The following is a 21,295-nucleotide window of genomic DNA, read 5'->3' on the forward strand; positions in this document are numbered from 1 at the left end:
TTTATTTGATAACATAATCACTATTTACAACTCTGATGAAAAGTTTGTTAGGTAAGCACGGCCGAATACCTCTTGATTATTAAATACTTCAATTGAAACGGCATTATTCTTTTCAATCATATTTTTAAGTTCAAGAATATGTAAATCTTCTCTTAGAGGAAGAGGATCCATAAAAATATATTTTTCGCTTTTTCCTTTTACTTCTAAATATTCACCGTTCAGCACCTGATCTTCTCCATAAACTATCTCTCGTTTACCAATTGCCTCAGCTAACTTGTCATCATGAATCGTTACTTTCACCTTATATAATTGTTGCCCTGCTAATATTTCATTGTTAATTCGAAAACGAAATTGTAGTTCGTTATTTTTTGTCAACAGAGCGTCTGCATAACGATTAACAATTAATTCATTTGAAAATAGTAAACCACAGCCGTTTAATAGCATAGACCCACATAGTACCAAGAGCAAAACGGTTACTAATCGAATATTTTTCAGCATTTTATAACACTCCCTTAATATTTTTACCATTGCCAAAATACACCGGTAATAAACGTAAAGAAAGGTTAATATAGGAAAAATTTATTTATTTTTAGATTGCTTTAATCATCCCTCCGTCTACTAAAAATGAACTGCCTGTCATATAGGAATTTGCATCGGACAGCAAGAAAGCCGCAACATTTGCAAATTCCTCTGGTGTACCGTATCTCTTTAAGGGAATTCCTGCCTTTACATGTAATTCAACTGTCTCCCTGTCAACACCAAGTTTATCGGCATTCACTTGATCTAAATGATTTGTGCGGTCTGTGGCAATCCGACCAGGAGCAATCGTATTTATTAAAATATTATATGGAGCCAGCTCCGAAGCTAGTGTCTTTGATAAGCCGACTATACCAGTACGAAAAGTGTTCGATAGAATTAATCCTGGAATTGGTTCTTTAATTGAAGTAGATGCGATGTTTAAAATTTTCCCACCCTGCTTTTTCAAATAAGGTAATGCCGCACGGATCATTCGAACGTATGATAATAAATTCAATTCAAAAGACTTTTGCCAATCTTCATCCGTTAATTCTTCAAATGAACCTGCAGGAGGACCACCAGCATTATTAACTAGTAAATCAATTCTTTGAAACGTTTCTGCTGTTATTTTTACCAACTGATTAATGTCATTCATATTCGTTATATCCGCTTTTTGATAGGCCACTTTTCCTAATCCGATAGATTCAAGCTGACTTGCCTTTTGTCTGAGCTTCTCCTCTTCCCGGCCAGAAAGCATAACATTTGCTCCCTCTTTAATTAAACGTTCGGCTATGGCAAACCCTAAGCCTTGGCTAGAAGCAACCACCAAAGCAGTTTTCCCGGTTAAATTTAACTCCATTTTTATGATTCCTCCTTCATAAATCTACTTCTAGTATACAGGATATATCGAGGGAATACTTGGTAAAAATAATAAAAAAAGAGACAGTCTTTAACTGCCTCTTTTTCCATATTCTAGTACATTTTTAGAATGTATGAGCAAGATCCTTTGCCCGGGCAATCGCATTTTCTTTTATTTCTGAAGCCTTGTCAGGCATGGCATTATGACCTTCCACAAACAGCCCCTCTAGTGAAGGAACTCCAAAGAAACTCATCATAACACTTATATAACGGTGCCCCATTTCCATTTCGGCTGCAAGCCCCTCTGAGTAAAATCCCCCTCGGGCTTGAATATGCAATGCTTTTTTATCCGTTAATAGACCGATTGGACCCTGTTCGGTATATTTAAAGGTCTTTCCTGCAACAGATACGGAATCAAGATACGCCTTCATAATGGGTGGAAATGAGAAATTCCATAAAGGCGTGACAAACACATATTTATCAGCACTCACAAACTGCTCACTAAGCTCGTTAAGACGGCTGACCTTTTGCTTTTCTTCTGCTGTTAAGTCATCAAAGCCTTGACCAGAGCGAAGTTTCCCCCACCCACTAAACACATCTGCATCAATGTGAGGTATATTTTCTTTATACAAATCTAGATGTATGACCTCATCACCGGAATTGATTTGTTTATAGCTATCAATGAATGCTTTACCTACTGCCATACTATAGGACTGTGTTTCATTGTGAGGATGTGCCGTAATATACAAAACACGTACCATTCATGCTCCACCTTTCTTTTGAATAAAGACAACATTATTATTATCTGTAAAAATGAAGGAAAATAGTCAAAAAGGATTTGCCCGAAGACAAATCCTTTTTCTTACATTGTTTATTCATTTGTATCGAGGGAGTAAGGGTTACGACCAATGTTCATTCTCATTTCATCAGTCAACTGGAATGGTTCATTACCCAATGACTCATTTGTTGCTTGAACTTGTTGTGAACTTCCATCATAATGTACAGGCTTTTGTTCCATAATTCCATTCACCTCCACTATTTCAACTTTATTATGTGCATTTATTACGCAACACTTTCCTATTTCTGTACATTTATCATCCATAAGAACTAACAAAAAAATAGGTATTATGTATTACCTATTATTATACTCAAAATTCCACAATAAAAAAGATAGTAATATGAAAAATCAAAAAATTATTCGAGACAAAAAAAGACCGGCTCATCTTCAGCCGGTCTTTTCAGTGTACTATATTATTTTGTGGCGGCATTAACCGCTTCAATAACCTGATCGGTTGTTTGCATATTTAAAACTTCTTGCGCAAGCTTTTCCATATCAGATTTTTTCAGATTCTTGATTTGTGAACGAGCTTTTAAGATGGAAGTGGCACTCATTGAAAATTCGTCAAGTCCAAGCCCGATTAGAACTGGAATAGCTGTTTCATCCCCTGCCATTTCCCCACACATACCTGTCCATTTTCCTTCTGCATGTGCTGCATCAATAACCATTTTTACTAATCGTAAAATTGATGGGCTATAAGGCTGATATAAGTAGGAGACACGCTGATTCATCCGGTCAGCAGCCATTGTATATTGAATTAAATCGTTGGTTCCGATACTAAAGAAGTCTACTTCTTTTGCAAATTGATCCGCTAAGATTGCAGTTGACGGGATTTCGACCATGATTCCAAGTTCGATTCCATCGGCAACTTTTTGGCCTTCAGCAAGAAGTTTTTGCTTCTCTTCTTCAAGAATTGCTTTTGCAGCACGGAACTCATCTAGAGTTGCAATCATTGGGAACATGATTTTTAAGTTTCCATAGGTGCTGGCCCGTAACAACGCTCTAAGTTGAGTACGGAATAAGTCTTGCTCTTCTAAACATAAGCGAATAGCTCTAAAGCCTAAAAATGGATTCATTTCTTTTGGCAGATCCAGGTATGGAAGTTCTTTATCTCCACCGATATCAAGGGTACGAACCACCACAGGCTTTCCGTTTAACCCCTCTAAAACCGCTTTATAGGATTCGAACTGTTCTTCTTCTGTTGGAAGCTGATCTCTACCCATGTAAAGGAATTCAGTCCTGTATAGACCTACACCTTCACCGCCATTTTCAATTACTCCTTTTAAATCCTTTGGAGTCCCGATATTAGCTACTAATTCAACATGGTGTTCATCACTGGTTACAGTTGGTTCATTGACAAGCTTGGCCCATTCTGCTTTTTGAACTTCATACTCATCATGAATTTTACGATACTGTTCCACAAGTTCAGGCGTTGGATTAATATGTACTTCACCTTTTAAACCATCAACAATCACAAGATCTCCATTATTGATTTCTTCAGTAGCTGTCTTCGTTCCAACTACGGCTGGAATTTCCATAGAACGAGCCATAATTGCTGAATGTGAGGTACGTCCACCAATGTTTGTAGTAAATCCTAAGACAAATTGTCTGTTTAATTGTGCTGTATCTGAAGGAGTTAAATCTTCAGCAACAATAATTACTTCTTCCGCAATCATACTTGGATTGACAAGCTGCACGCCTAGTAAATGAGCTAAGACTCGCTTCGTTACATCACGAATATCGGCTGCACGTTCCTTCATATATTCATTATCCATTTGTTCAAACATCATAATGAACATATCTGCTGTTTCTTTTAACGCAGACTCGGCATTTACTTTATCAGACTGAATTTTATCTTCAATTGGTGAGTTTAATTCAGGGTCACTTAATACAAGTAGATGTGCTTCAAAAATGGCTGCTTTATCCGCCCCAAGGTCAACTTTAGCACGGTCACGAATTGCTTCAAGTTCTGTTTTAGATTTCTCCATTGCCTTGCGGAAACGGTCCACCTCAGCAGCAGTATCTTCAATGGTTCCTGATTCAAATGATAAATCTGGTTCAACAAGACGGTAAGCTTTTGCAATAGCAATACCGTTTGATGCAGCAATCCCATGTAAAAAAGTCATTATTCTGCCAATCCTTCTTTTTTCAATGTTTCTTCAAGGCTATTTAAAGCATCGTTTGCGTCGTTTCCTTCTGCAGAAATGGTAATATCAGCACCTTGGCCAACACCAAGAGACATAACACCCATAATTGATTTTAAGTTTACTTTTTTACCTTTATATTCTAAATGAATTTCAGAATCAAATCTGCTTGCTGTTTGAACTAATAAAGTTGCTGGTCTAGCGTGAATACCTGTTTCTGCGATTATTTTAAATTGCTTTTCTGACATGCTAATCAATCTCCTTTAATTTATATAAAATATACTTCATTAAAAATAAACATTTCTCATCATTTAGTCAACTAAATCGTTAACTAACTAAAGAGAAAAAATCACTTCTTTTCAGTTATTTTTTCCAAAAAGAAAACAATCATGTAATGAATATTCACTCTCATGATAATGTATTGTTTCATACAATTGCTAGAATATCATGTTTAGACTAGTTCAAACAACTGAAAAATCTATTTTATATCATAATTCACAAATCTGTCAAAAACAATCAAAATCTATCATTTTTTTTATTAGTTTCTGTTAAACTTGCCTGTTGATTTCCGCTCCAATCAAGAATGAACTTTATTTATAGCAACATATTTTTATTTGGTTTATTTTTATAAATATCCTTTAGTCTTTGCCTTAATTGGCGAATTTCCTTTGAAATTTGGGTGGTTTCTTCTTTTGAATAGATAACCCCGCCATAGCGGACTTTATTATAGTATTCAATTAATTCCTCAGAGTCTGTAATGCCTACTCGCTGCCACCATTCGCTCAACGTCTCGTAGGGAAGACGTCCTAATTTCCTTTTCTGAGCATAATTTTCCAAGTCGAATATTTCTCTTCTAATCAAATCTACCGGAGGTTTTCCTTTCTTTTGACTAAAGGAAACTTGGTTGGATTTGAATGACCCTTCGAAAATTTTCACGAGAGGGGATGAACTATCTGACTCTTTCTTCTGTCGTAAATGCCTTTTGTAAATCAAATAAAGGATAGAGACAACTATTCCCGCGAAGAGAATTGAATAGAGGATATCGTCTGTAATTCCATATGAATGCCTCTGGTACTTATCGGCTTCTTGAAGGACATCACTTTCCTCCAAGGGTGGTAGTTTTCTTTCTTTACTTTCATTTCTACTTAACAGCAAGTTGAGAAGATTTAAGATAGGTCCAATAATACTAGAAAAAACTAATACGAATAATTTTAAAATAGTAAAAAACAACAATTGAATATATATCAATAAGAACGTAACCGTTACGCCAATTACAGCAATTGCTGCAAGGATTTTTATCAAATATATCGCAAACTTTGATTTATCAGTTATCATCGTATTCCATTTTTTAACAAAACTGCCAATAATAACTAATAAGACTTGAATAATTAGAAGGATGATAATCTGGTTTTGATATGGGTAATGACTCATTCCTGAATAAACAATAGCAAGGATTCCGACTAGGAATGACAATAAAAGCAAGAATATTTCAGATTGCTGTGAGGCATCTTCGTACAAGGATTGTCCCCGCCAAAATACAAGCATGGCGAGTACAAAACCCACAAAAATAGATAAACCTGCTAGGTACCCTGCCACAATCAGTAAAGGGAAAATGGTTACGAAAAAAAGCCTTTTTCCTTTATTCCGATATTTTTCAAGAATAATAATAAATAAGAGAATACTGCTAAAGCATAAAACAGCTAACAAGAGAATAGGCGGCAATTCTTGTTTATTTATATAAAATAGGAACAGAAAAAGAATACTTATGTTTAATTCCAAAAGAAAATGGCTCGATATTTCTGTCAAACGTTTCATCATAGCAGTTTCCTACTCTCTTGATGAATTGGCATTTTTCCTAACATTCCTTGCTGCTGTTGAATTTTAAGTTCAAATAATTCAGTCCCCTTATGAGCCATATATAAAAGGGTTCGATTAGTTTCTTCCGTTCTAATCCCTGCGTGTATAAGAATTGGCTGAACAGGCAAATGCCTGTTATAAAAAGAAAGCATATGCTCATATGGTAAAATCGTATTCTGCGTACTTATTGAAGCGAGCGCTTCCAATACTTTTTGTAAATGCTCCTTCCCCTCTCCCAAAGAGAGATAAAGAAAAGGAGTGCTTCCCGAGGTTCGAACATTGATACACATTGAATATGGAATTTGCCTATTAAAAGCATAATAAGCAATTTCAGTGAGACCGCTAATTAATTCTTCGAATTCACCATTTAAAGAATGTCCATTCGAAATGTTTAGGGTAATATTTATTCCCTTTTCCGTCATTTTTTCATTGATTTTAGTTTGCAAAAATTGTTTTCGAGCCGATGCTTTCCAATGAATTTGGCTAAAACTATCTGATGGAAGGTAGTGTCTTGTACCTAATGGACTATGCCGATCCTCAAAAACAGAGATAGGGACAATGCTTTTTCCTTGAAGCATCGACATTTGTTCTCTTAAACCTTTTACTAAAAGTGGTTGTGGATAAACAACAGCTTGTTGGTTTAAGAATCGTTTCGATTCTAAAATCGTTTCTCCTAACCCTAGAGGACTGGGGACATGAAATTCGAGTCTGCGTATTTTAGCAATTCCCCTGCATTTTGCCGAAAAAGGGATCATTATTTGTTTAGTCTGATTCTTGTACAAAGAAATGGGAACGGAAATTTCAAACATTGAGAGACTGGATTCGGATTCTTCATCTACTGGCACTACAGACGAGTCAAAGAATACCCTTAAATCACCATTAATAATGGGTAAACCATCATTACGTAAATTAATAAACCATTGTCCCTTATTGTTAACAAAGAAGTAGGTTTTTTCATAAAGATTTTCAAAAAAAAGCCTGTCCCCTGCTTTTATTAAATAACGTTGATTGGTCCATGCAATTGTTAGAAAAAAGATTGCTAGAAATAACGTTAAATGGGAATGAATATATATACTTACAATGACCAGGATCAAAGCCAAGCCGGATATGCCGGTAATTCTTTGATCTAATACCGTGTATTTGTTCCAAATCATCCATTTGCCCCCGCTTCTACTGGAACAGGAATGGTATCAAGGATTTCTTCGATAATCATTTCAGGCGTTTTTGTTAAAGCACCTTCGAGTGAAAGGATAATTCGATGCCCAAGGACATAAGGTGCAATTGCTTTCACATCTGCTGGCGTAACGTATGTACGATCGCTCAAGAAAGCTTTTCCCTGTGCCGCTTTCATCAGTGCTAACGTTCCTCTTGGACTTGCACCTAGTTCAATGCTATTAAACTCTCGCGTTTTTCTAACGATGGTTAGGAGGTAATCTTCGATTTCAGTTGAAATACGCGTTTTATTTATGGCTGCCTTTAATTCCTTAACATCCTGGATCGAAAATACTTGAGCTAGATTGCTCGTTTTTTTGTCCCCACGATGAATTTGCATAATTCTTCTTTCATCCTCATAAACGGGATACCCAACATTTATTTTAATAAAAAACCGGTCCATTTGGGCTGCTGGCAAGGAAAAGGTTCCTTGTTGAGATTCAACAGGATTTTGTGTTGCAATCACCATAAAGGGCTCCTCTAACGGAATTGTTATACCATCAATCGTGACTTGCCGCTCCTCCATAACCTCCAGTAAGCTTGACTGGGTCCTAGGGGTTGCTCTATTTATTTCATCGGCTAAAACAATATTTGACATAATCGGACCCGGACGTAATTCAAACTCTTGCACTTTTGGATTAAAAAAATGAATACCAGTCACATCACTTGGCAGGACATCCGGAGTAAACTGAATTCGTGAAAACTCGCCGCCTATTGCAGCTGCAAAACTCTTGGCAAGCATGGTTTTCCCTGTACCAGGCATACTTTCAAGTAAAATATGTCCGTTAAACAATAAAGAAATTGCCATTAATTCCACTTCTGTATCCATACCGACAATCACTTTACTTATCTCAGTCTTTAATTTTTCTATGTTCTCTGTAAATGCCATTCTGTCCTCCCCCTAAGAAACCCATTCAATTTGTATGTAGACCTTTTTATTTTAACAAATTTTTCATTTTTTCCAAAACATAGAAAAAGGAGTTCTCTTTCCCGAGAAACTCCTTGAAAAATTTGATTAACTTCTTGGTTCTTTTAAATATTGATACAATACCTCCCCGCCTCTCTGACCAATACCACGGAAATGCTTAAAATCTTTTCTTTTTACCAGCACCTGACGAAATTCCATAAACTGATCATTTGTGACATAATACTCCGAGAGTTCCCCTGTCATGAGGCGATCCAAAATATCAGTAATCATTTCTTCCTTCATTCTAAACACCACCTTTACCTGATTTTATTCTATCGTATCTGCCTTTTATTAAGCCAACATTGAAATTTAAAAGAATCTTTGAAAGCGTTTTCTATTCTTTTGTTGCCTTTTTTCTCATATAAATATATTGTTAATAAAGAATTAACATAATTGTCAAATAAAAGCCTTTACGAAATGAATAAAGTAGTGCAAACTGTTATTTAACTGGATTTCATTTATAGTTTTTGAGACAAAGGAGAGGGACTTAATGAGAAAAGCTGAAGTAGGGAATATCATAGAATTCCGTGGTGGCTTGAAAGGGATTGTTGAAAAGGTAAATGAAAATTCTGTCATAGTCGACCTTACATTTATGGATAATTATCGTGATTTGGAATTAGATCAGCGAACAGTTGTCAATCACAAAAACTATAAAGTTATAAAAGAAAGCGCTTATTAAATACTAGAATGCTAGAAAAGGCAGTCCGTGTAATGATGGCTGCCTTTTCTTTTTTGTTTCAATTAGAAAGTTATTGACCTTTCCCAGCTTCATTTGCCAATTGCTTTAAGGGTTTTACTTTTCCATGTGGATTTTGATCTTGTTTCCGGACAGTCCATTCTCGTTCTTGTTCACTTTTTGATTTGCTCATTTCTTTCACTCCCTTCTTTTATTATTTTTTTCTTTTCTTCCTGTTCTAAACTTAGGAAACCGTAAAATCAGCGATGTAATGATTTCCATTTGAAAAACTTATTTGATAAAATAAATTTTATGTTTCTAAAAAGGAGATCGCGTAATGAAAAAATTCATCCAAGACCCTCTTCTACTAATTGGTTTAATTCTTGCTCACGTCCTTTTATTTTTTTCATTTCATGATAAAGCGATCTTTTGGTATATATTTACTGGATCTGTCCTGGTATTAATAGCTTACGCCATGTTTCAGGAAGAAGAAGTTGATGACGACGCATCCTTTATTCACTATATTTTTCTAGGGGCAATAAGCGGGTTAGTTCTATATTTGGTTTTTTGGCTTGGCATAAGAGGCATGAAGATTCTCCACCTTCCCTATGGTACAAGTCTTAAAAATCTTTACAATTGGTTCGCCCCGACTTTATTCTGGCAATACCTTGCTCTTGTATTAGTTGCAGCCCCAGGAGAAGAACTTTTCTGGCGTGGTTTTATCCAAAAGAGACTGAACAAAAAGTTCAAACCAGGATTAAGTATTTTTACCGCATCACTTCTGTATGCTTCAGCACATATTTATTCTGGCTCGTTTCTGTTAGTCCTTGCTGCTTATCTATCAGGTTTATTTTGGGGATATTTGTATTTATGGAAAAAGAGTATGCCCTTAGTGATCGTTTCTCATATCATATTTGACCTGATGCTGTTTATAATCTTACCTTTACATTAAAAAGGCAGTTGCTAACGACTGCTTTTTTATTTTTTTATGCTGGCTGGAAATGGCTTGATCCAAAGTAATGCAAAAAAAATCAAACAAATATAACCGAACAAAGGATACAAATAAGAGAGCAGTGTTCCGTAATTTACAAGACTAATCAGGTAGGAAACGACAAAAATCAGCGTTACAGAAACCATTGTCGGAATCGACCAATATTGTTTTAACTGGCGATCCAATCCAAACACATTCCCAATCACCGACGTAAAAATTTCTCCATAAATAACAAGAACAAAGATCCAATACAAAAAAGGAGCTAAATTTTTCATGACAATTGCCATCGGGATATTATATAATTCCAAATTTGGAAGCATGATCAGGGTAAAATGACTAGCAATTAAAATTAATGTTAGAGCAGACCCTCCAAGAATTCCTCCCCATTTAATTGTCCAATCATCCTTAACTTCTGATGCAATCGGTACTAATACGGCTTGGGATAGACCAAGATTTAATGCCACATATGAAAATGGGGCAATAACACTCCTCCAGCCATCATCAGCATGAGGGATAAATAATAATTGATCGATGAAGTGAGGCATTTGAACGGAATAGAACATTAATATAATGCTGAACGTGATCATAAGCGGAACAACAAACGTATTAACTGCATAAAGGCCTTTTGTTCCTACTAACATGACTAAAAAGGATAAAATAATGGTTAGGAAAACACCTGCTGTTTTAGACAGGCCTAACTGTTCCTCAAAAACTGCCCCAGCACCTGAAAGCATGACGGCACTAACTCCAAGAAGCATAAATAACATAAAGATATTAATGACACGACTTGGCCATTTTCCAAACAAGTACACATTAAACTCTTGATAGGATTTTGCATTTATATGGGATGCCATTCTCATTAGTTTCGAACCCAACGATATAAAAAGATATCCGCTCATTAATATACTTATTAAGCCAAAGAAACCAAACCGTGAAAAAAATTCAACGATTTCTTTTCCAGTGGCGAAGCCAGCTCCTACTACAGTCCCTACATAAACTGCAGCTATCTGAAATGCTTGAGTCCAATCCCTCTTCACAAAATCTCCCCCCTATCATCAATATATGATAAGAAGGACAAACAAAGACGAGCTTTTTTTCCTTAATTAGCAAGCATTACCATAAGCAAATCTCTTGAAAGTCAAAAAAGGTCAGAGTATACTATCGTCATAAGGTCAAATATAGTCAAAGTCAAACAATACTAAATCCAAATTTTACAAGGAGGATATTTACTTATGCTTTGTCAACAATGTAATGAAAACAATGCAAACATACAATTAAATGTAATTATTAATGGACAGCGTAAGGAAATTAAACTCTGTCACGAATGTTATACAAAAGAAAAGAAAACATTAGAGGCCGGCTTTGGTCAAAATATGAATCTCTTTCCAAACTTCCCATTTGAAAACTTTTTCATGACTCATGCTGCACCCGGAAAGGACGGCAGCCATCAATCTGCTCACCAGCAAACAGGAAGAAAAAATGGACAGAGCGGTTTCATCGACCAATTCGGACGGAATTTATCCCAAATGGCGAAAGCAGGCTTAATTGATCCTGTTATCGGTCGCGATGGAGAAGTAAAGCGTGTCATCGAAATACTAAATCGACGTAATAAGAATAATCCAGTATTAATTGGAGAACCAGGGGTCGGAAAGACAGCAATTGCTGAGGGTCTTGCCTTGAAAATTGCTGAAGGAGATATCCCAGGCAAGTTACGAAATAAAGAAGTTTATTTGCTCGACGTTGCTTCCCTTGTTGCCAATACAGGCATCCGCGGTCAATTTGAAGAGAGAATGAAACAACTCATTTCTGAGTTACAAGAGCGGAAAAATATTATTATTTTCATTGATGAAATTCACCTTCTGGTAGGTGCTGGTTCCGCTGAAGGCTCTATGGATGCAGGGAATATCTTAAAGCCTGCCCTTGCCCGTGGTGAACTTCAGGTTGTTGGTGCAACCACACTTAAAGAATATCGACAAATCGAGAAAGATTCCGCCTTAGAACGCCGCTTCCAGCCAGTCCACGTACTTGAACCAACGCTAGAGGCAGCGATTGACATTTTAAAAGGAATCCAAAAGAGGTACGAGGATTACCATGATGTGACCTATTCAGATAAAGCCATTCTTGCCTGTGTTCAATTGTCACATCGTTATATTCAAGACCGTTTCTTACCTGACAAAGCCATTGATTTGCTGGATGAGGCTGGTTCGAAATTAAATCTTACTTCAGATTATAAAAGCAATGATCAAATTGAACTTCGATTAAAAGAGATTGGTGAAGAAAAAGAAGAAGCACTGAAAAACGAGAATTATGAAAAAGCGGCTACTCTTCGTGATGAAGAAGCCAAATTGGAAAAGTCATTAAATATGGTTTCTGGTGTTGATCGACCAATTGTTAATGTTTCACATATTCAAGAAATTATCGAAGAAAAAACTGGAATCCCAGTTGGAAAATTACAACAAGATGAACAGTTAAAAATGAAGTCCTTAGAAAAAACTCTTAATCATAAGGTTATTGGCCAGGAAAAAGCAGTGAATAAAGTCGCTAAAGCGATCCGGCGCAGTCGTGCTGGATTAAAATCAAAACATCGTCCGATTGGTTCCTTCTTATTTGTTGGACCAACTGGAGTTGGTAAAACTGAATTAACAAAAACACTTGCCGAAGTACTATTTGGTTCTAAGGATTCGATGATCCGCCTCGATATGAGTGAATACATGGAAAAACACAGTGTTTCCAAGTTAATTGGCTCACCTCCTGGCTACGTTGGTTACGAAGAAGCAGGACAGTTAACTGAAAAAGTACGTAGAAATCCTTACACTATCATCTTATTAGATGAGATTGAAAAGGCACACCCAGAAGTTCAACACCTATTCCTGCAAATTCTTGAAGACGGACGCCTAACGGATAGTCAAGGTAGAATTGTCAGCTTTAAGGATACTGTCATCATCATGACAAGTAATGCTGGTGTAGGCCGCAAGACCATTCATGTTGGCTTTGGGACAAACGAAGCAATCGAGGAAGCAAGCATTCTCGACTTACTTGGCAGCTTCTTTAAGCCTGAATTCTTGAATCGTTTCGATAGTATCATCGAGTTTAATTCACTCGGCAAAGAACATATCCTCTATATCGTCGATTTAATGATTCAGGAATTACAAGAAACGCTTACGGAACAAAAGATTGAACTAACCATTACTTCAGAATCAAAAGAAAAATTAGCAATGCTTGGGTACCATCCAGCCTTCGGGGCACGCCCGCTCCGTCGCGTAATCCAAGAACAGCTTGAAGATAAAATCGCTGACTTTATCTTAGAGCAGCCAGACGTTAAAAACTTAACCGCAGTTGTTGAAGAAGATCAACTTAAAGTTGTCGCTAATGCAGCTGTGGTTAAATAAATAAAAGCGAAGCCATTCTAGAATTTCTAGAGTGGCTTCGCTTTTTATTTACTTATATATTCTTATCATCAACAGAGTTTAACCAATTTTCAATCACACCCACCACGGACTCTACACAACCTGCCTTAAATGGAGAGATTAAATTAGCCTCCTCAACTAACTTTGTAAATGACATACTGCCGCCTAGTTTGCAAAGCTTGACATAGTCAGCCCATGCTTCTTCTTGATTTTCTCTGGAACGCTTCCAGAATTGAAATGCGCAAATTTGTGCAAGCGTATAATCAATATAATAAAACGGGGAATTATAGATATGTCCTTGGCGCTGCCAGAAACCGCCATTCTCTAAGTACTCATTACCGTCATAATCTTTATGAGGCAAATACTTTTTCTCAATTTCACGCCATTGAAGCTTTCGCTCTCTTGGGGTAGCTTCTGGGTTTTCATATACCCAGTGTTGGAATTCGTCAACGGACACACCATATGGCAGGAATAACAATGCATCACTTAAATGTGAAAACTTGTATTTATCGGTGTCTTCCTTAAAGAACAAATCCATCCATGGCCATGTGAAAAATTCCATACTCATTGAATGAATTTCACATGCTTCATAAGTCGGCCAAGCATATTCCGGTATCTCAAAATGACGGCTTGAGTATACTTGGAACGCATGACCTGCTTCATGTGTCAAGACATCAATATCTCCGGATGTACCGTTGAAATTAGAAAAAATGAAAGGTGCTTTGTAATTTTCAATAAAAGTACAATAGCCACCGCCAGCTTTTCCCTTCTTAGCAACAAGGTCCATCAAATTATTTTCCTGCATAAATCGGAAAAATGCACCTGTTTCTTCTGAAAGATCCTCATACATTTGTTGTCCATTTTCAATAATCCATTCCGGGGTACCCTTTGGAGTGGCATTACCAGTTTGAAAATTAAAAGATTCATCGTAATACTTTAGCTGATCGAGCCCGATTCTTTCTTGTTGGCGTTCCTTTAATTTTGTCGCGATTGGAACAATGAAGTCCTTAACTTGATTACGGAAATTGGCTACCATTTCTGCATTATAATCCGTTCTCATCATTCGGTAATAACCAAGTTCAACAAAGTTTTTGAAACCCAGTGTCTGAGCTATTTCAGTCCTTACCTTGACAAGATCATCATATATGCGATCAAAATCTGCTTCATGTTCAACCATAAAGCCAAATTTCGCTTCATTAGCCCGTTTTCTCATATTTCTATCAGTTGACTGAGCAAACGGTTCTAATTGGGCAAGCGTTCGTTCTTCCCCTTCAAAATCAATTTTTGCAGAAGCCATAAGCTTTGTGTATTCCGTTGACAAGCGATTTTCTTTCTGAAGCAAAGGGACAATCTCTGGTTTAAATGTTTTTAGTTGTCCTTCTGCAAGAGCAAAAAGCTGTTTCCCCCACTTTTCTTCTAATTCATTCCGGAACTTAGATTGAACAAGTACTTGATAATACTTTGTTACTAAACCTTCGATTTCAGGCTGCATCTCATCCATATAATCTTGCTCTTCCTTATAAAACTCATCATTCGTATCAATTGAATGACGAATATAACATAGATTGAACATCGTACCTAAGTCATTTCTTATTTGATTGATCTCATTCATTACCCCGTTTTGTTCTTCTACAGTGTCTGCATTTTTAAATTTTTCAATTGCAGTATTAAATTTTTCGGTTACTTCTTCTAAATTTGGCCGTATGTATGAATAGTTTTCAAACCCCATTGAAACAACTCCTTTAAATTTTTCTAATATTCCAACCTATTTTATTATATACTATCGGCTAACATTCCTGACAATAAAAAAAATACGACCAAAATGGCCGTATTAAAACTTACCAGCAGGTATACCTAGTTTTTTTAACAAATCAATAGCTTCTAGTTTTTCCGATTCATTAAGGGTTGACATGAGTTTGTCGATTTGCTTAGCATGTTCAGGAAAAATTTCTTGAATAAACTTTTTCCCGTCTTCTGTGATTTGTGCATATGTGACACGGCGGTCTTTCGGACAGGCAATTCTTTTTAACATTCCTTTTTGTTCAAGCTTGTCGACCACGTAAGTAATACTTCCACTTGCAAGTAAGATTTTCCCGCCAATTTGCTGCATGGGCTGGTCACCTTTATGATAAAGAAGTTCCAAAACGGCAAATTCTGTAGGATTTAACCCATTTGCCTGAATCACTTTATTTACATGTTCGTTAATAGCTTTATAGGCTCTTGAAAGGACGATAAAAAGCTTTAATGAAGTGGCTGTTGTTGAATTATTTTCCATAAAAAACTCATCCTTTTTGTTTAATAAATACAGCTTATAATGGTAGAACACCTGCTCATTTAATTATCTTGATTTCAAGATTATTATAAGGAATTTTTGACTAAATGTCAATTTACCTTAGACAGGATTCGCCATAAGTTAGCAAAAAACTCTGGGTAAAAGGAAATTTTATGAAATTAATCATAAATATTTCTTATTTCCAGCATTCGGTAGTAAGATATGGGTAGAAAATATACTATTTATATAAAGAAGGGATTATTATGAGCCAACAAGCAGTTTTACCGCAGCGTGCACCAAATGCCTCTGAAGCAACCATGTTTAAAATTTTATTTATTATTGGATTGTGCCATTTATTAAATGATGCCATTCAAGCTGTCGTCCCCGCCATGTTTCCTATTTTGGAAAAATCAATGGGACTTAGTTTCACCCAACTGGGAATCATTGCTTTTTCCTTAAATATGGTGTCTTCAGTTATGCAGCCTATTGTCGGATTTGTAACAGACAAAAGACCGATGCCTTTCGCACTGCCGATTGGATTGACCTTCACGTTAGTCGGAATTCTTGGCTTAGGGTTTGCATCAAGCTTTGGATGGATCGTAGTGTCCGTTCTCTTTATCGGTCTAGGGTCAGCAGTATTTCATCCAGAAGGATCACGGGTTGCCTATATGGCTGCAGGAAATAGGCGCGGGCTTGCACAGTCAATATATCAGGTCGGCGGTAATACGGGGCAGGCATTAGCTCCACTAATTACTGCGTTAATATTAGTTCCACTAGGCCAAATCGGGGCGTCCTGGTTTACAGTGGTTGCCGCATTAGCTGTAATCTTATTAATTTATATCGCAAATTGGTATAATCAAAGGTTAGTAGTTTCTCCAAATTTAAGATTGAAAAAGAAATCTCCTGCAGGTAAAAATAAAGGGTTAACGAAAGAAGTAAAAAATACATTAATATTGATTCTGTTATTAATTTTTGCAAGGACTTGGTATACTTCGGGGATTACTAATTTTTATACTTTTTATGCCATTAAAGAATATAGCCTTGCGATTAAACAATCGCAACTTTTCCTCTTTGCGTTTTTAGTTTCAGGTGCAATCGGGACCTTTTTTGGTGGTCCACTTTCCGATCGTTTTGGAAAGAAAACAATCATTTCCTTTTCAATGTTAGCCACGGTTCCTTTTTCTATTTTAATTCCGTATTCATCACCAACACTTGCATTTATTTTCCTTATTATCACTGGATTCATTTTAATGACTAGTTTCTCCGTTACGGTTGTATATGCACAGGAATTAGTCCCAGGAAAAATTGGGACGATGTCTGGGTTAACAGTGGGTCTTGCATTTGGAATGGGCGCAATTGGTTCTGTCGGCCTTGGCTATATTGCTGACTGGATTGGATTACAGTCAATGATAAGATGGCTTGGAGTATTGCCATTACTAGGTTTAATTGCGTTCCTTCTTCCGTCCGATAAAAAGATTTGGGAATGGAATAAACAGTAATGTAAAAGGATGGGCATAGGGGCCCATCCTTTTTATATTTCCTGAATTTTTTGGAATAATTCTGCCTTTTCCTCGTCGGTAAGCATTCTTTCTGCCATTGGGAATAAAACATTTTCCTCTTTGGAGAAATGCTCTGTTAAGATGAAGTAAGCATTTTGAATTAGCTGTGCCGCTTGTTTCTTTTCTTCTATGGACCCAAGACCACTTTCTACCTTCGTAAGAAATTCACCAATATTTGCTTTTGCTTGATCATGCTCATATTCCATTACAGCAATTGGTCCTGAAGTTGTTCCGATATAAACACCCATCATCGGAAAAAGAATGCCTTCTTCTCTTTCTGAATGGGGGTCTAATGCAGTCTTAAATTCATTTACTATTGTAGTTAAAGTTGCATAGTTTGTTTCGATGTCTATTTCTTGATCAATTTTTTGTGTTAAATCATAAATTTCCTCTAATTGCTTTAATAACGGAGGATGTTCACTTTTTAATTGCTTAAGCCCTTTACATAGTTCAGCTTGGGGCATGCCTCCAAGTGCGCTCATACAGCCACTCATCATCAATCACCTCAATCCCATTTATAGTTTCAAGTATAAAAGCAACTATTAGGTAATGTAGTGACTTTGCTCACATTTCCGCTAAATTGTGAACCACTTTAAGAATTTTTGTCGGTTTCATGAAAACTTGAAAATAATTTAAAAAATTTTAACATTTATCACACAAATAAAGCTTAAATGTTTCATATAATAGAGATAGAACCTATAAGGGAGGGAAAAGATATGAAAACCCCAAATTATCATGATTTTTATCAAAAGGCACTAATCCCCATTGGTGTCAATGACCTGCTGGCCTTACAAGAATCCAAATCATCCTATCCGAACTCACCTGCGACTCACTGGCTGATTGCCGTAGAAGGGGTACAACTCCCACAAACAAAAATATATTATCATTGGAAAGTTAGTATCTACCCTGCTGATTGTGATGGCGACTTCAATTGGAAAATGCCATATTATTGTTCTCCGAATATGGAATTCATTGATCAAGCAAATGCAATTGCATCTTCACTTGTTACGGCCAGTAAAAACGATAACCTTTCCTCTGCAGCCCTTCTAGAGAAAATAAGCTAACCCCTAACATATTAACTTCTGCTTTACCTTCTTTTTACCCTCATATGTGAAAAAACCCACATATAGTAAAAATAAAAATTTTACATAATGATTTAAACAGCCTATTGATTGAAGCGAAAGAAGCTAGCTTTCCATGGGGAGCCTCCGTCGCTTCACGTCTGCGGGGTCTCCCGTTAACCACTTTTTTCGCTGGTGTCTCGCTGTATCCGCGTACAATCAACATAATGGAAAATTTAATATTGCGCTTTACCTTGGAGTGCATAATAAAAGTGCAGTTTGCAATGCAAACTGCACTTTTCAATTTACGCTAAGCGGAAGACGATTCCATGACCGCCCTTTGGATATTCCCATTTAATATTCTGGTATGGACAGCCAATCCGACAGCTGCCGCACTCATGGCATCCTTCATAGCCTACTTGCATGCGGGTTCCTTCCCACTTATAAACCTCTGCTGGGCAAAATACTGTACAAATTTTATCGGGACATTTTGTCATGCAGACGTCATGATCCAACACAGTTAAATGAGATTTTGTATCACATTTAAAACGGAGCAGGTATTGTTTTTCCTCGATATTCTTCGTTGACATTATTTCACCGCCTTCCAGGCTCGATAAATATCTTGTAACACTCTTATGGTTCCACGTTCGGAGGTCACACTCTTCATAATTTGTTTTTGTTTTTCCCGTTTCGGTGTCCCATCAACGGTAAAGAACTTGCTCATGGCCTTATTCATCATTGGAACATATTCATTAAAGTATTGTGGATATTTCTCGAATGTATGTGCAGCATCTTTATATTTTTCTAAATCTTTCATTATGAAACTATTATTAAGTGCATCACGGTAACTATTTAGACTTGATTCACTGAAGTCACCACGGCTATGGGCCAAAACTACGGCCTCGCCAGCCATCTTTCCTGATGACATCGCCATATTCGAGCCTTCACGATGAATCGCATTAACTAGCTGTGCTGCATCCCCGACGACAATTACTCCATTACCAGCCACTTTCGGGACAGAACGGTAGCCTCCTTCAGGAATGAGATGAGCTAGATATTCGGCGGATTCTCCCCCAGCAACAATTGGCTTGACCATTGGGTGTGTTTTTAGGTAGTCTAGAAGCTCATACGGCTTTATTTTCGCTTTAATCATGCTCGATAGTGTTGTACCAACCCCAATATTTAAGCTTTCTTTATTTGTGTAAACAAAAGCCGTTCCGAGGTTCCCTTTTGTTGAATCCCCAAAGATTTCAATCGTACATCCCTGATTATCTTCCAAATTAAAACGATCATTTATTTTTTCTTTTGGTAAATTAATAACTTCCATCACTGTTAAGGCTACTTCATCTGGACGAAATTCTTTATGGAAGCCCAATTGTTTTGAAAGGAGAGAGTTTACCCCGTCGGCCAGTACTACCACATCTGCATATACCTCGCCATTTGGACGATCTGTCCGCACTCCAACGACCTTGCCGTTTTCAACAATGCATTCCGTAACAACCGTTTCATTGATCAGGAGAGCACCAGCGTCTACTGCCTTTTTAGCAAACCATTGGTCAAACTGGGCGCGTAAGACTGTAAAATTATTATATGGCTCTACCCCCCATTCAAGACCTTTATAACCAAATTGAATTACGGATTCTTTATCCATCATCCAAAAACGCTGTTCAATAACCGGACGCTCAAGAGGTGCTTCCTTCCAAAATTCAGGAACTAATTCTTCCATTTGCTTACGGTACAATACCCCGCCCATTACGTTTTTGGCGCCCGGGTATTCTCCTCTTTCAAGAAGCAGAACATTTAGTCCATTCCTTGCACATGTGAGGGCACATGAAGTACCAGCAGGGCCTGCGCCTACAACAATTACATCAAATTTTTCAGACATAGCTTAATTCACCGCCTTTTTCAGATCTCAGCTGTTTAAACTGTTCGATTAATTTTGGGATGATTTCGAGTGCATCTCCAACGATTCCATATGTGGCAACATCAAAAATGGGTGCATTTGGGTCTTTGTTAATAGCGATAATTAAATCAGAATTTTTCATTCCAACAACATGCTGAATAGCTCCGGATAAGGCTACTGCAAAATAAATTTTTGGAATAACGGTTTCACCTGTTTGACCAATTTGAAGATGGTGTGGCAGCCAACCAGCCTCAACCACATCACGGGTACCACCCACTGTCGCTCCGATTGTCTCTGCAAAATCATATAGGAGCTGGAAGTTTTGCACATCCCCCATGCCTTTTCCACCACAGACGATGACATGTGCATCAGCTAAATTGGCTTTTTTTGTTACGTCATTCACAATTTGTAGTACCTTGGTACGCATTTCTTCTTCTTGAAGTACTATTTTTTCTTCAATAATCTTTCCTGTTCTACCCAACACTGGTTCAAGTGCCTTCATTACCTTCGGTCTTACAGTTGCCATTTGGGGACGATGTTTTTTACAAAGGATGGTTGCCATAATATTTCCGCCAAAGGCAGGTCTGCTTGCTTCTAGCAATCTATTCTCGTTATCTACATCAAGCATTGTTGTATCTGCTGTTAAACCTGTGTTTAAATCTGTTGCTACGGCACTAGCTAAGTCCTTACCATTTGGTGTTGCTCCATATAGGATAATTTCTGGTTTATATTTTTCAGCGAGGAGCATAACGCCCTTCATATATGATTCTGTTCGATAATTCTTTAAGACAGGATGATCGACCATATAGACGATATCCGCACCATTCGAAATGACTTTATTCGCCAGTGGTTTTATTTCATGCCCCAGTAAAAATCCAGCTAACGGAACTTGTAATTTATCCGCTAACTTCCTTCCGGCCCCAAGTAATTCTAGAGAAACGCCTTCAATCTTACCATCGTTTTGTTCGATGAATACCCAGACTCCCCGATAATCGTCTAGATTCATATTAAATTCCCCCCGTGACAAAAGATTG

At 37.1% G+C, this 21,295-nt stretch carries 23 protein-coding genes; 5 read left to right on the forward strand and 18 right to left on the reverse strand.

The annotated features are described in order from the left end of the window. Positions 1-24: 24 nt before the first annotated feature. From KW850_RS01400 to KW850_RS01445, 10 genes are all read right to left on the reverse strand, one after another. Positions 25-498, reverse strand: coding sequence for a hypothetical protein (locus KW850_RS01400; RefSeq protein WP_218345790.1), 474 nt, complete (start codon positions 496-498; stop codon positions 25-27). 91 nt (positions 499-589) lie between these two features. Beyond that, positions 590-1,375: an SDR family oxidoreductase gene (locus KW850_RS01405; protein WP_218345791.1), complete on the reverse strand. Its 786-nt coding sequence runs from the start codon at positions 1,373-1,375 to the stop codon at positions 590-592. Positions 1,376-1,499: 124 nt separating this feature from the next. After that, positions 1,500-2,135, reverse strand: coding sequence for an FMN-dependent NADH-azoreductase (locus KW850_RS01410; protein ID WP_218345792.1), 636 nt, complete (start codon positions 2,133-2,135; stop codon positions 1,500-1,502). 110 nt (positions 2,136-2,245) lie between these two features. Continuing rightward, entirely contained in the window at positions 2,246-2,392 is a 147-nt protein-coding gene (locus KW850_RS01415) for a hypothetical protein (RefSeq protein WP_218345793.1), read from the reverse strand. 233 nt (positions 2,393-2,625) lie between these two features. Further along, complete coding sequence (gene ptsP, locus KW850_RS01420) at positions 2,626-4,338, reverse strand: phosphoenolpyruvate--protein phosphotransferase (RefSeq protein WP_218345794.1); 1,713 nt, start codon at positions 4,336-4,338, stop codon at positions 2,626-2,628. Then, the gene (locus tag KW850_RS01425; protein WP_144548718.1) at positions 4,338-4,604 is read right to left on the reverse strand and encodes a phosphocarrier protein HPr; all 267 of its coding nucleotides are present in this window, start codon (positions 4,602-4,604) and stop codon (positions 4,338-4,340) included. The genes ptsP and KW850_RS01425 overlap by 1 nt, the downstream gene beginning before the upstream one ends. A 346-nt stretch (positions 4,605-4,950) precedes the next feature. Next, positions 4,951-6,174: a hypothetical protein gene (locus KW850_RS01430; protein WP_218345795.1), complete on the reverse strand. Its 1,224-nt coding sequence runs from the start codon at positions 6,172-6,174 to the stop codon at positions 4,951-4,953. Next, complete coding sequence (locus KW850_RS01435) at positions 6,171-7,367, reverse strand: DUF58 domain-containing protein (protein ID WP_218345796.1); 1,197 nt, start codon at positions 7,365-7,367, stop codon at positions 6,171-6,173. The genes KW850_RS01430 and KW850_RS01435 overlap by 4 nt, the downstream gene beginning before the upstream one ends. Next, positions 7,364-8,314: an AAA family ATPase gene (locus KW850_RS01440; protein WP_218345797.1), complete on the reverse strand. Its 951-nt coding sequence runs from the start codon at positions 8,312-8,314 to the stop codon at positions 7,364-7,366. Before KW850_RS01440 ends, KW850_RS01435 begins: the two co-directional genes overlap by 4 nt. Before the next feature lie 126 nt (positions 8,315-8,440). Next, positions 8,441-8,635 carry a hypothetical protein gene (locus KW850_RS01445; RefSeq protein ID WP_218345798.1) on the reverse strand — a complete coding sequence of 65 codons (195 nt, stop codon included), beginning with the start codon at positions 8,633-8,635 and terminating at the stop codon, positions 8,441-8,443. Positions 8,636-8,882: 247 nt separating this feature from the next. Between KW850_RS01445 and KW850_RS01450 the strand changes: the two genes are divergently transcribed. Continuing rightward, on the forward strand, positions 8,883-9,071 hold the full coding sequence (locus tag KW850_RS01450; RefSeq protein ID WP_218345799.1) for a YkvS family protein: 189 nt from the start codon (positions 8,883-8,885) through the stop codon (positions 9,069-9,071). A 70-nt stretch (positions 9,072-9,141) separates the two neighbouring features. On the opposite strand, the gene KW850_RS33065 is transcribed toward KW850_RS01450, so the two are convergent. Then, on the reverse strand, positions 9,142-9,261 hold the full coding sequence (locus KW850_RS33065) for a DUF6254 family protein (RefSeq protein ID WP_256358011.1): 120 nt from the start codon (positions 9,259-9,261) through the stop codon (positions 9,142-9,144). Positions 9,262-9,405: 144 nt separating this feature from the next. Here KW850_RS33065 and KW850_RS01455 point away from each other — a divergent pair, with 144 nt between their 5' ends. After that, complete coding sequence (locus KW850_RS01455; protein WP_218345800.1) at positions 9,406-10,020, forward strand: CPBP family intramembrane glutamic endopeptidase; 615 nt, start codon at positions 9,406-9,408, stop codon at positions 10,018-10,020. A 26-nt stretch (positions 10,021-10,046) separates the two neighbouring features. Here KW850_RS01455 and KW850_RS01460 read toward each other — a convergent pair whose 3' ends face one another. Continuing rightward, positions 10,047-11,096 carry a YkvI family membrane protein gene (locus KW850_RS01460; protein WP_218345801.1) on the reverse strand — a complete coding sequence of 350 codons (1,050 nt, stop codon included), beginning with the start codon at positions 11,094-11,096 and terminating at the stop codon, positions 10,047-10,049. Positions 11,097-11,291: 195 nt separating this feature from the next. On the opposite strand from KW850_RS01460, the gene KW850_RS01465 reads away from it, so the two are divergent. Continuing rightward, positions 11,292-13,448, forward strand: a complete 2,157-nt coding sequence (locus KW850_RS01465) for an ATP-dependent Clp protease ATP-binding subunit (protein WP_218345802.1) — start codon at positions 11,292-11,294, stop codon at positions 13,446-13,448. A gap of 52 nt (positions 13,449-13,500) precedes the next feature. On the opposite strand, the gene KW850_RS01470 is transcribed toward KW850_RS01465, so the two are convergent. Further along, positions 13,501-15,195, reverse strand: coding sequence for a M3 family oligoendopeptidase (locus tag KW850_RS01470; RefSeq protein ID WP_218345803.1), 1,695 nt, complete (start codon positions 15,193-15,195; stop codon positions 13,501-13,503). A gap of 102 nt (positions 15,196-15,297) precedes the next feature. Next, positions 15,298-15,741: a MarR family winged helix-turn-helix transcriptional regulator gene (locus KW850_RS01475; RefSeq protein ID WP_218345804.1), complete on the reverse strand. Its 444-nt coding sequence runs from the start codon at positions 15,739-15,741 to the stop codon at positions 15,298-15,300. A 260-nt stretch (positions 15,742-16,001) separates the two neighbouring features. On the opposite strand from KW850_RS01475, the gene KW850_RS01480 reads away from it, so the two are divergent. Then, positions 16,002-17,237 (forward strand): MFS transporter, encoded by a 1,236-nt coding sequence (locus KW850_RS01480; protein ID WP_218345805.1) that lies wholly within the window; start codon positions 16,002-16,004, stop codon positions 17,235-17,237. Between the two features lie 32 nt (positions 17,238-17,269). Here the strand turns inward: KW850_RS01480 and KW850_RS01485 are convergent, their stop codons facing one another. Next, the gene (locus KW850_RS01485) at positions 17,270-17,779 is read right to left on the reverse strand and encodes a hemerythrin domain-containing protein (RefSeq protein ID WP_308128735.1); all 510 of its coding nucleotides are present in this window, start codon (positions 17,777-17,779) and stop codon (positions 17,270-17,272) included. Positions 17,780-18,013: 234 nt separating this feature from the next. Here KW850_RS01485 and KW850_RS01490 point away from each other — a divergent pair, with 234 nt between their 5' ends. After that, a complete protein-coding gene (locus tag KW850_RS01490) occupies positions 18,014-18,361 on the forward strand; it encodes a hypothetical protein (RefSeq protein WP_218345807.1) in 348 nt (115 codons plus the stop codon). A gap of 302 nt (positions 18,362-18,663) precedes the next feature. On the opposite strand, the gene KW850_RS01495 is transcribed toward KW850_RS01490, so the two are convergent. From KW850_RS01495 to KW850_RS01505, 3 genes are read right to left on the reverse strand one after another with little or no spacing between them, the layout of a single operon-like run. Beyond that, positions 18,664-18,948 carry a ferredoxin family protein gene (locus KW850_RS01495; RefSeq protein WP_066252392.1) on the reverse strand — a complete coding sequence of 95 codons (285 nt, stop codon included), beginning with the start codon at positions 18,946-18,948 and terminating at the stop codon, positions 18,664-18,666. Further along, a complete protein-coding gene (locus KW850_RS01500; RefSeq protein ID WP_218345808.1) occupies positions 18,948-20,243 on the reverse strand; it encodes an FAD-dependent oxidoreductase in 1,296 nt (431 codons plus the stop codon). Before KW850_RS01500 ends, KW850_RS01495 begins: the two co-directional genes overlap by 1 nt. After that, the gene (locus KW850_RS01505) at positions 20,236-21,267 is read right to left on the reverse strand and encodes an electron transfer flavoprotein subunit alpha/FixB family protein (protein WP_218345809.1); all 1,032 of its coding nucleotides are present in this window, start codon (positions 21,265-21,267) and stop codon (positions 20,236-20,238) included. The genes KW850_RS01500 and KW850_RS01505 overlap by 8 nt, the downstream gene beginning before the upstream one ends. Positions 21,268-21,295 lie beyond the last annotated feature (28 nt).

Source organism: Bacillus sp. sid0103 (assembly GCF_019219025.1).

What these genes read in the sequence shown, in the direction of transcription:
- KW850_RS01400 (WP_218345790.1), bottom strand. Translation starts at nt 498, where the DNA reads ATGCTGAAAAATATTCGATTAGTAACCGTTTTGCTCTTGGTACTATGT.
- KW850_RS01405 (WP_218345791.1), bottom strand. Translation starts at nt 1,375, where the DNA reads ATGGAGTTAAATTTAACCGGGAAAACTGCTTTGGTGGTTGCTTCTAGC.
- KW850_RS01410 (WP_218345792.1), bottom strand. Translation starts at nt 2,135, where the DNA reads ATGGTACGTGTTTTGTATATTACGGCACATCCTCACAATGAAACACAG.
- KW850_RS01415 (WP_218345793.1), bottom strand. Translation starts at nt 2,392, where the DNA reads ATGGAACAAAAGCCTGTACATTATGATGGAAGTTCACAACAAGTTCAA.
- ptsP (WP_218345794.1), bottom strand. Translation starts at nt 4,338, where the DNA reads ATGACTTTTTTACATGGGATTGCTGCATCAAACGGTATTGCTATTGCA.
- KW850_RS01425 (WP_144548718.1), bottom strand. Translation starts at nt 4,604, where the DNA reads ATGTCAGAAAAGCAATTTAAAATAATCGCAGAAACAGGTATTCACGCT.
- KW850_RS01430 (WP_218345795.1), bottom strand. Translation starts at nt 6,174, where the DNA reads ATGATGAAACGTTTGACAGAAATATCGAGCCATTTTCTTTTGGAATTA.
- KW850_RS01435 (WP_218345796.1), bottom strand. Translation starts at nt 7,367, where the DNA reads ATGATTTGGAACAAATACACGGTATTAGATCAAAGAATTACCGGCATA.
- KW850_RS01440 (WP_218345797.1), bottom strand. Translation starts at nt 8,314, where the DNA reads ATGGCATTTACAGAGAACATAGAAAAATTAAAGACTGAGATAAGTAAA.
- KW850_RS01445 (WP_218345798.1), bottom strand. Translation starts at nt 8,635, where the DNA reads ATGAAGGAAGAAATGATTACTGATATTTTGGATCGCCTCATGACAGGG.
- KW850_RS01450 (WP_218345799.1), top strand. Translation starts at nt 8,883, where the DNA reads ATGAGAAAAGCTGAAGTAGGGAATATCATAGAATTCCGTGGTGGCTTG.
- KW850_RS33065 (WP_256358011.1), bottom strand. Translation starts at nt 9,261, where the DNA reads ATGAGCAAATCAAAAAGTGAACAAGAACGAGAATGGACTGTCCGGAAA.
- KW850_RS01455 (WP_218345800.1), top strand. Translation starts at nt 9,406, where the DNA reads ATGAAAAAATTCATCCAAGACCCTCTTCTACTAATTGGTTTAATTCTT.
- KW850_RS01465 (WP_218345802.1), top strand. Translation starts at nt 11,292, where the DNA reads ATGCTTTGTCAACAATGTAATGAAAACAATGCAAACATACAATTAAAT.
- KW850_RS01470 (WP_218345803.1), bottom strand. Translation starts at nt 15,195, where the DNA reads ATGGGGTTTGAAAACTATTCATACATACGGCCAAATTTAGAAGAAGTA.
- KW850_RS01475 (WP_218345804.1), bottom strand. Translation starts at nt 15,741, where the DNA reads ATGGAAAATAATTCAACAACAGCCACTTCATTAAAGCTTTTTATCGTC.
- KW850_RS01480 (WP_218345805.1), top strand. Translation starts at nt 16,002, where the DNA reads ATGAGCCAACAAGCAGTTTTACCGCAGCGTGCACCAAATGCCTCTGAA.
- KW850_RS01485 (WP_308128735.1), bottom strand. Translation starts at nt 17,779, where the DNA reads ATGAGCGCACTTGGAGGCATGCCCCAAGCTGAACTATGTAAAGGGCTT.
- KW850_RS01490 (WP_218345807.1), top strand. Translation starts at nt 18,014, where the DNA reads ATGAAAACCCCAAATTATCATGATTTTTATCAAAAGGCACTAATCCCC.
- KW850_RS01495 (WP_066252392.1), bottom strand. Translation starts at nt 18,948, where the DNA reads ATGTCAACGAAGAATATCGAGGAAAAACAATACCTGCTCCGTTTTAAA.
- KW850_RS01500 (WP_218345808.1), bottom strand. Translation starts at nt 20,243, where the DNA reads ATGTCTGAAAAATTTGATGTAATTGTTGTAGGCGCAGGCCCTGCTGGT.
- KW850_RS01505 (WP_218345809.1), bottom strand. Translation starts at nt 21,267, where the DNA reads ATGAATCTAGACGATTATCGGGGAGTCTGGGTATTCATCGAACAAAAC.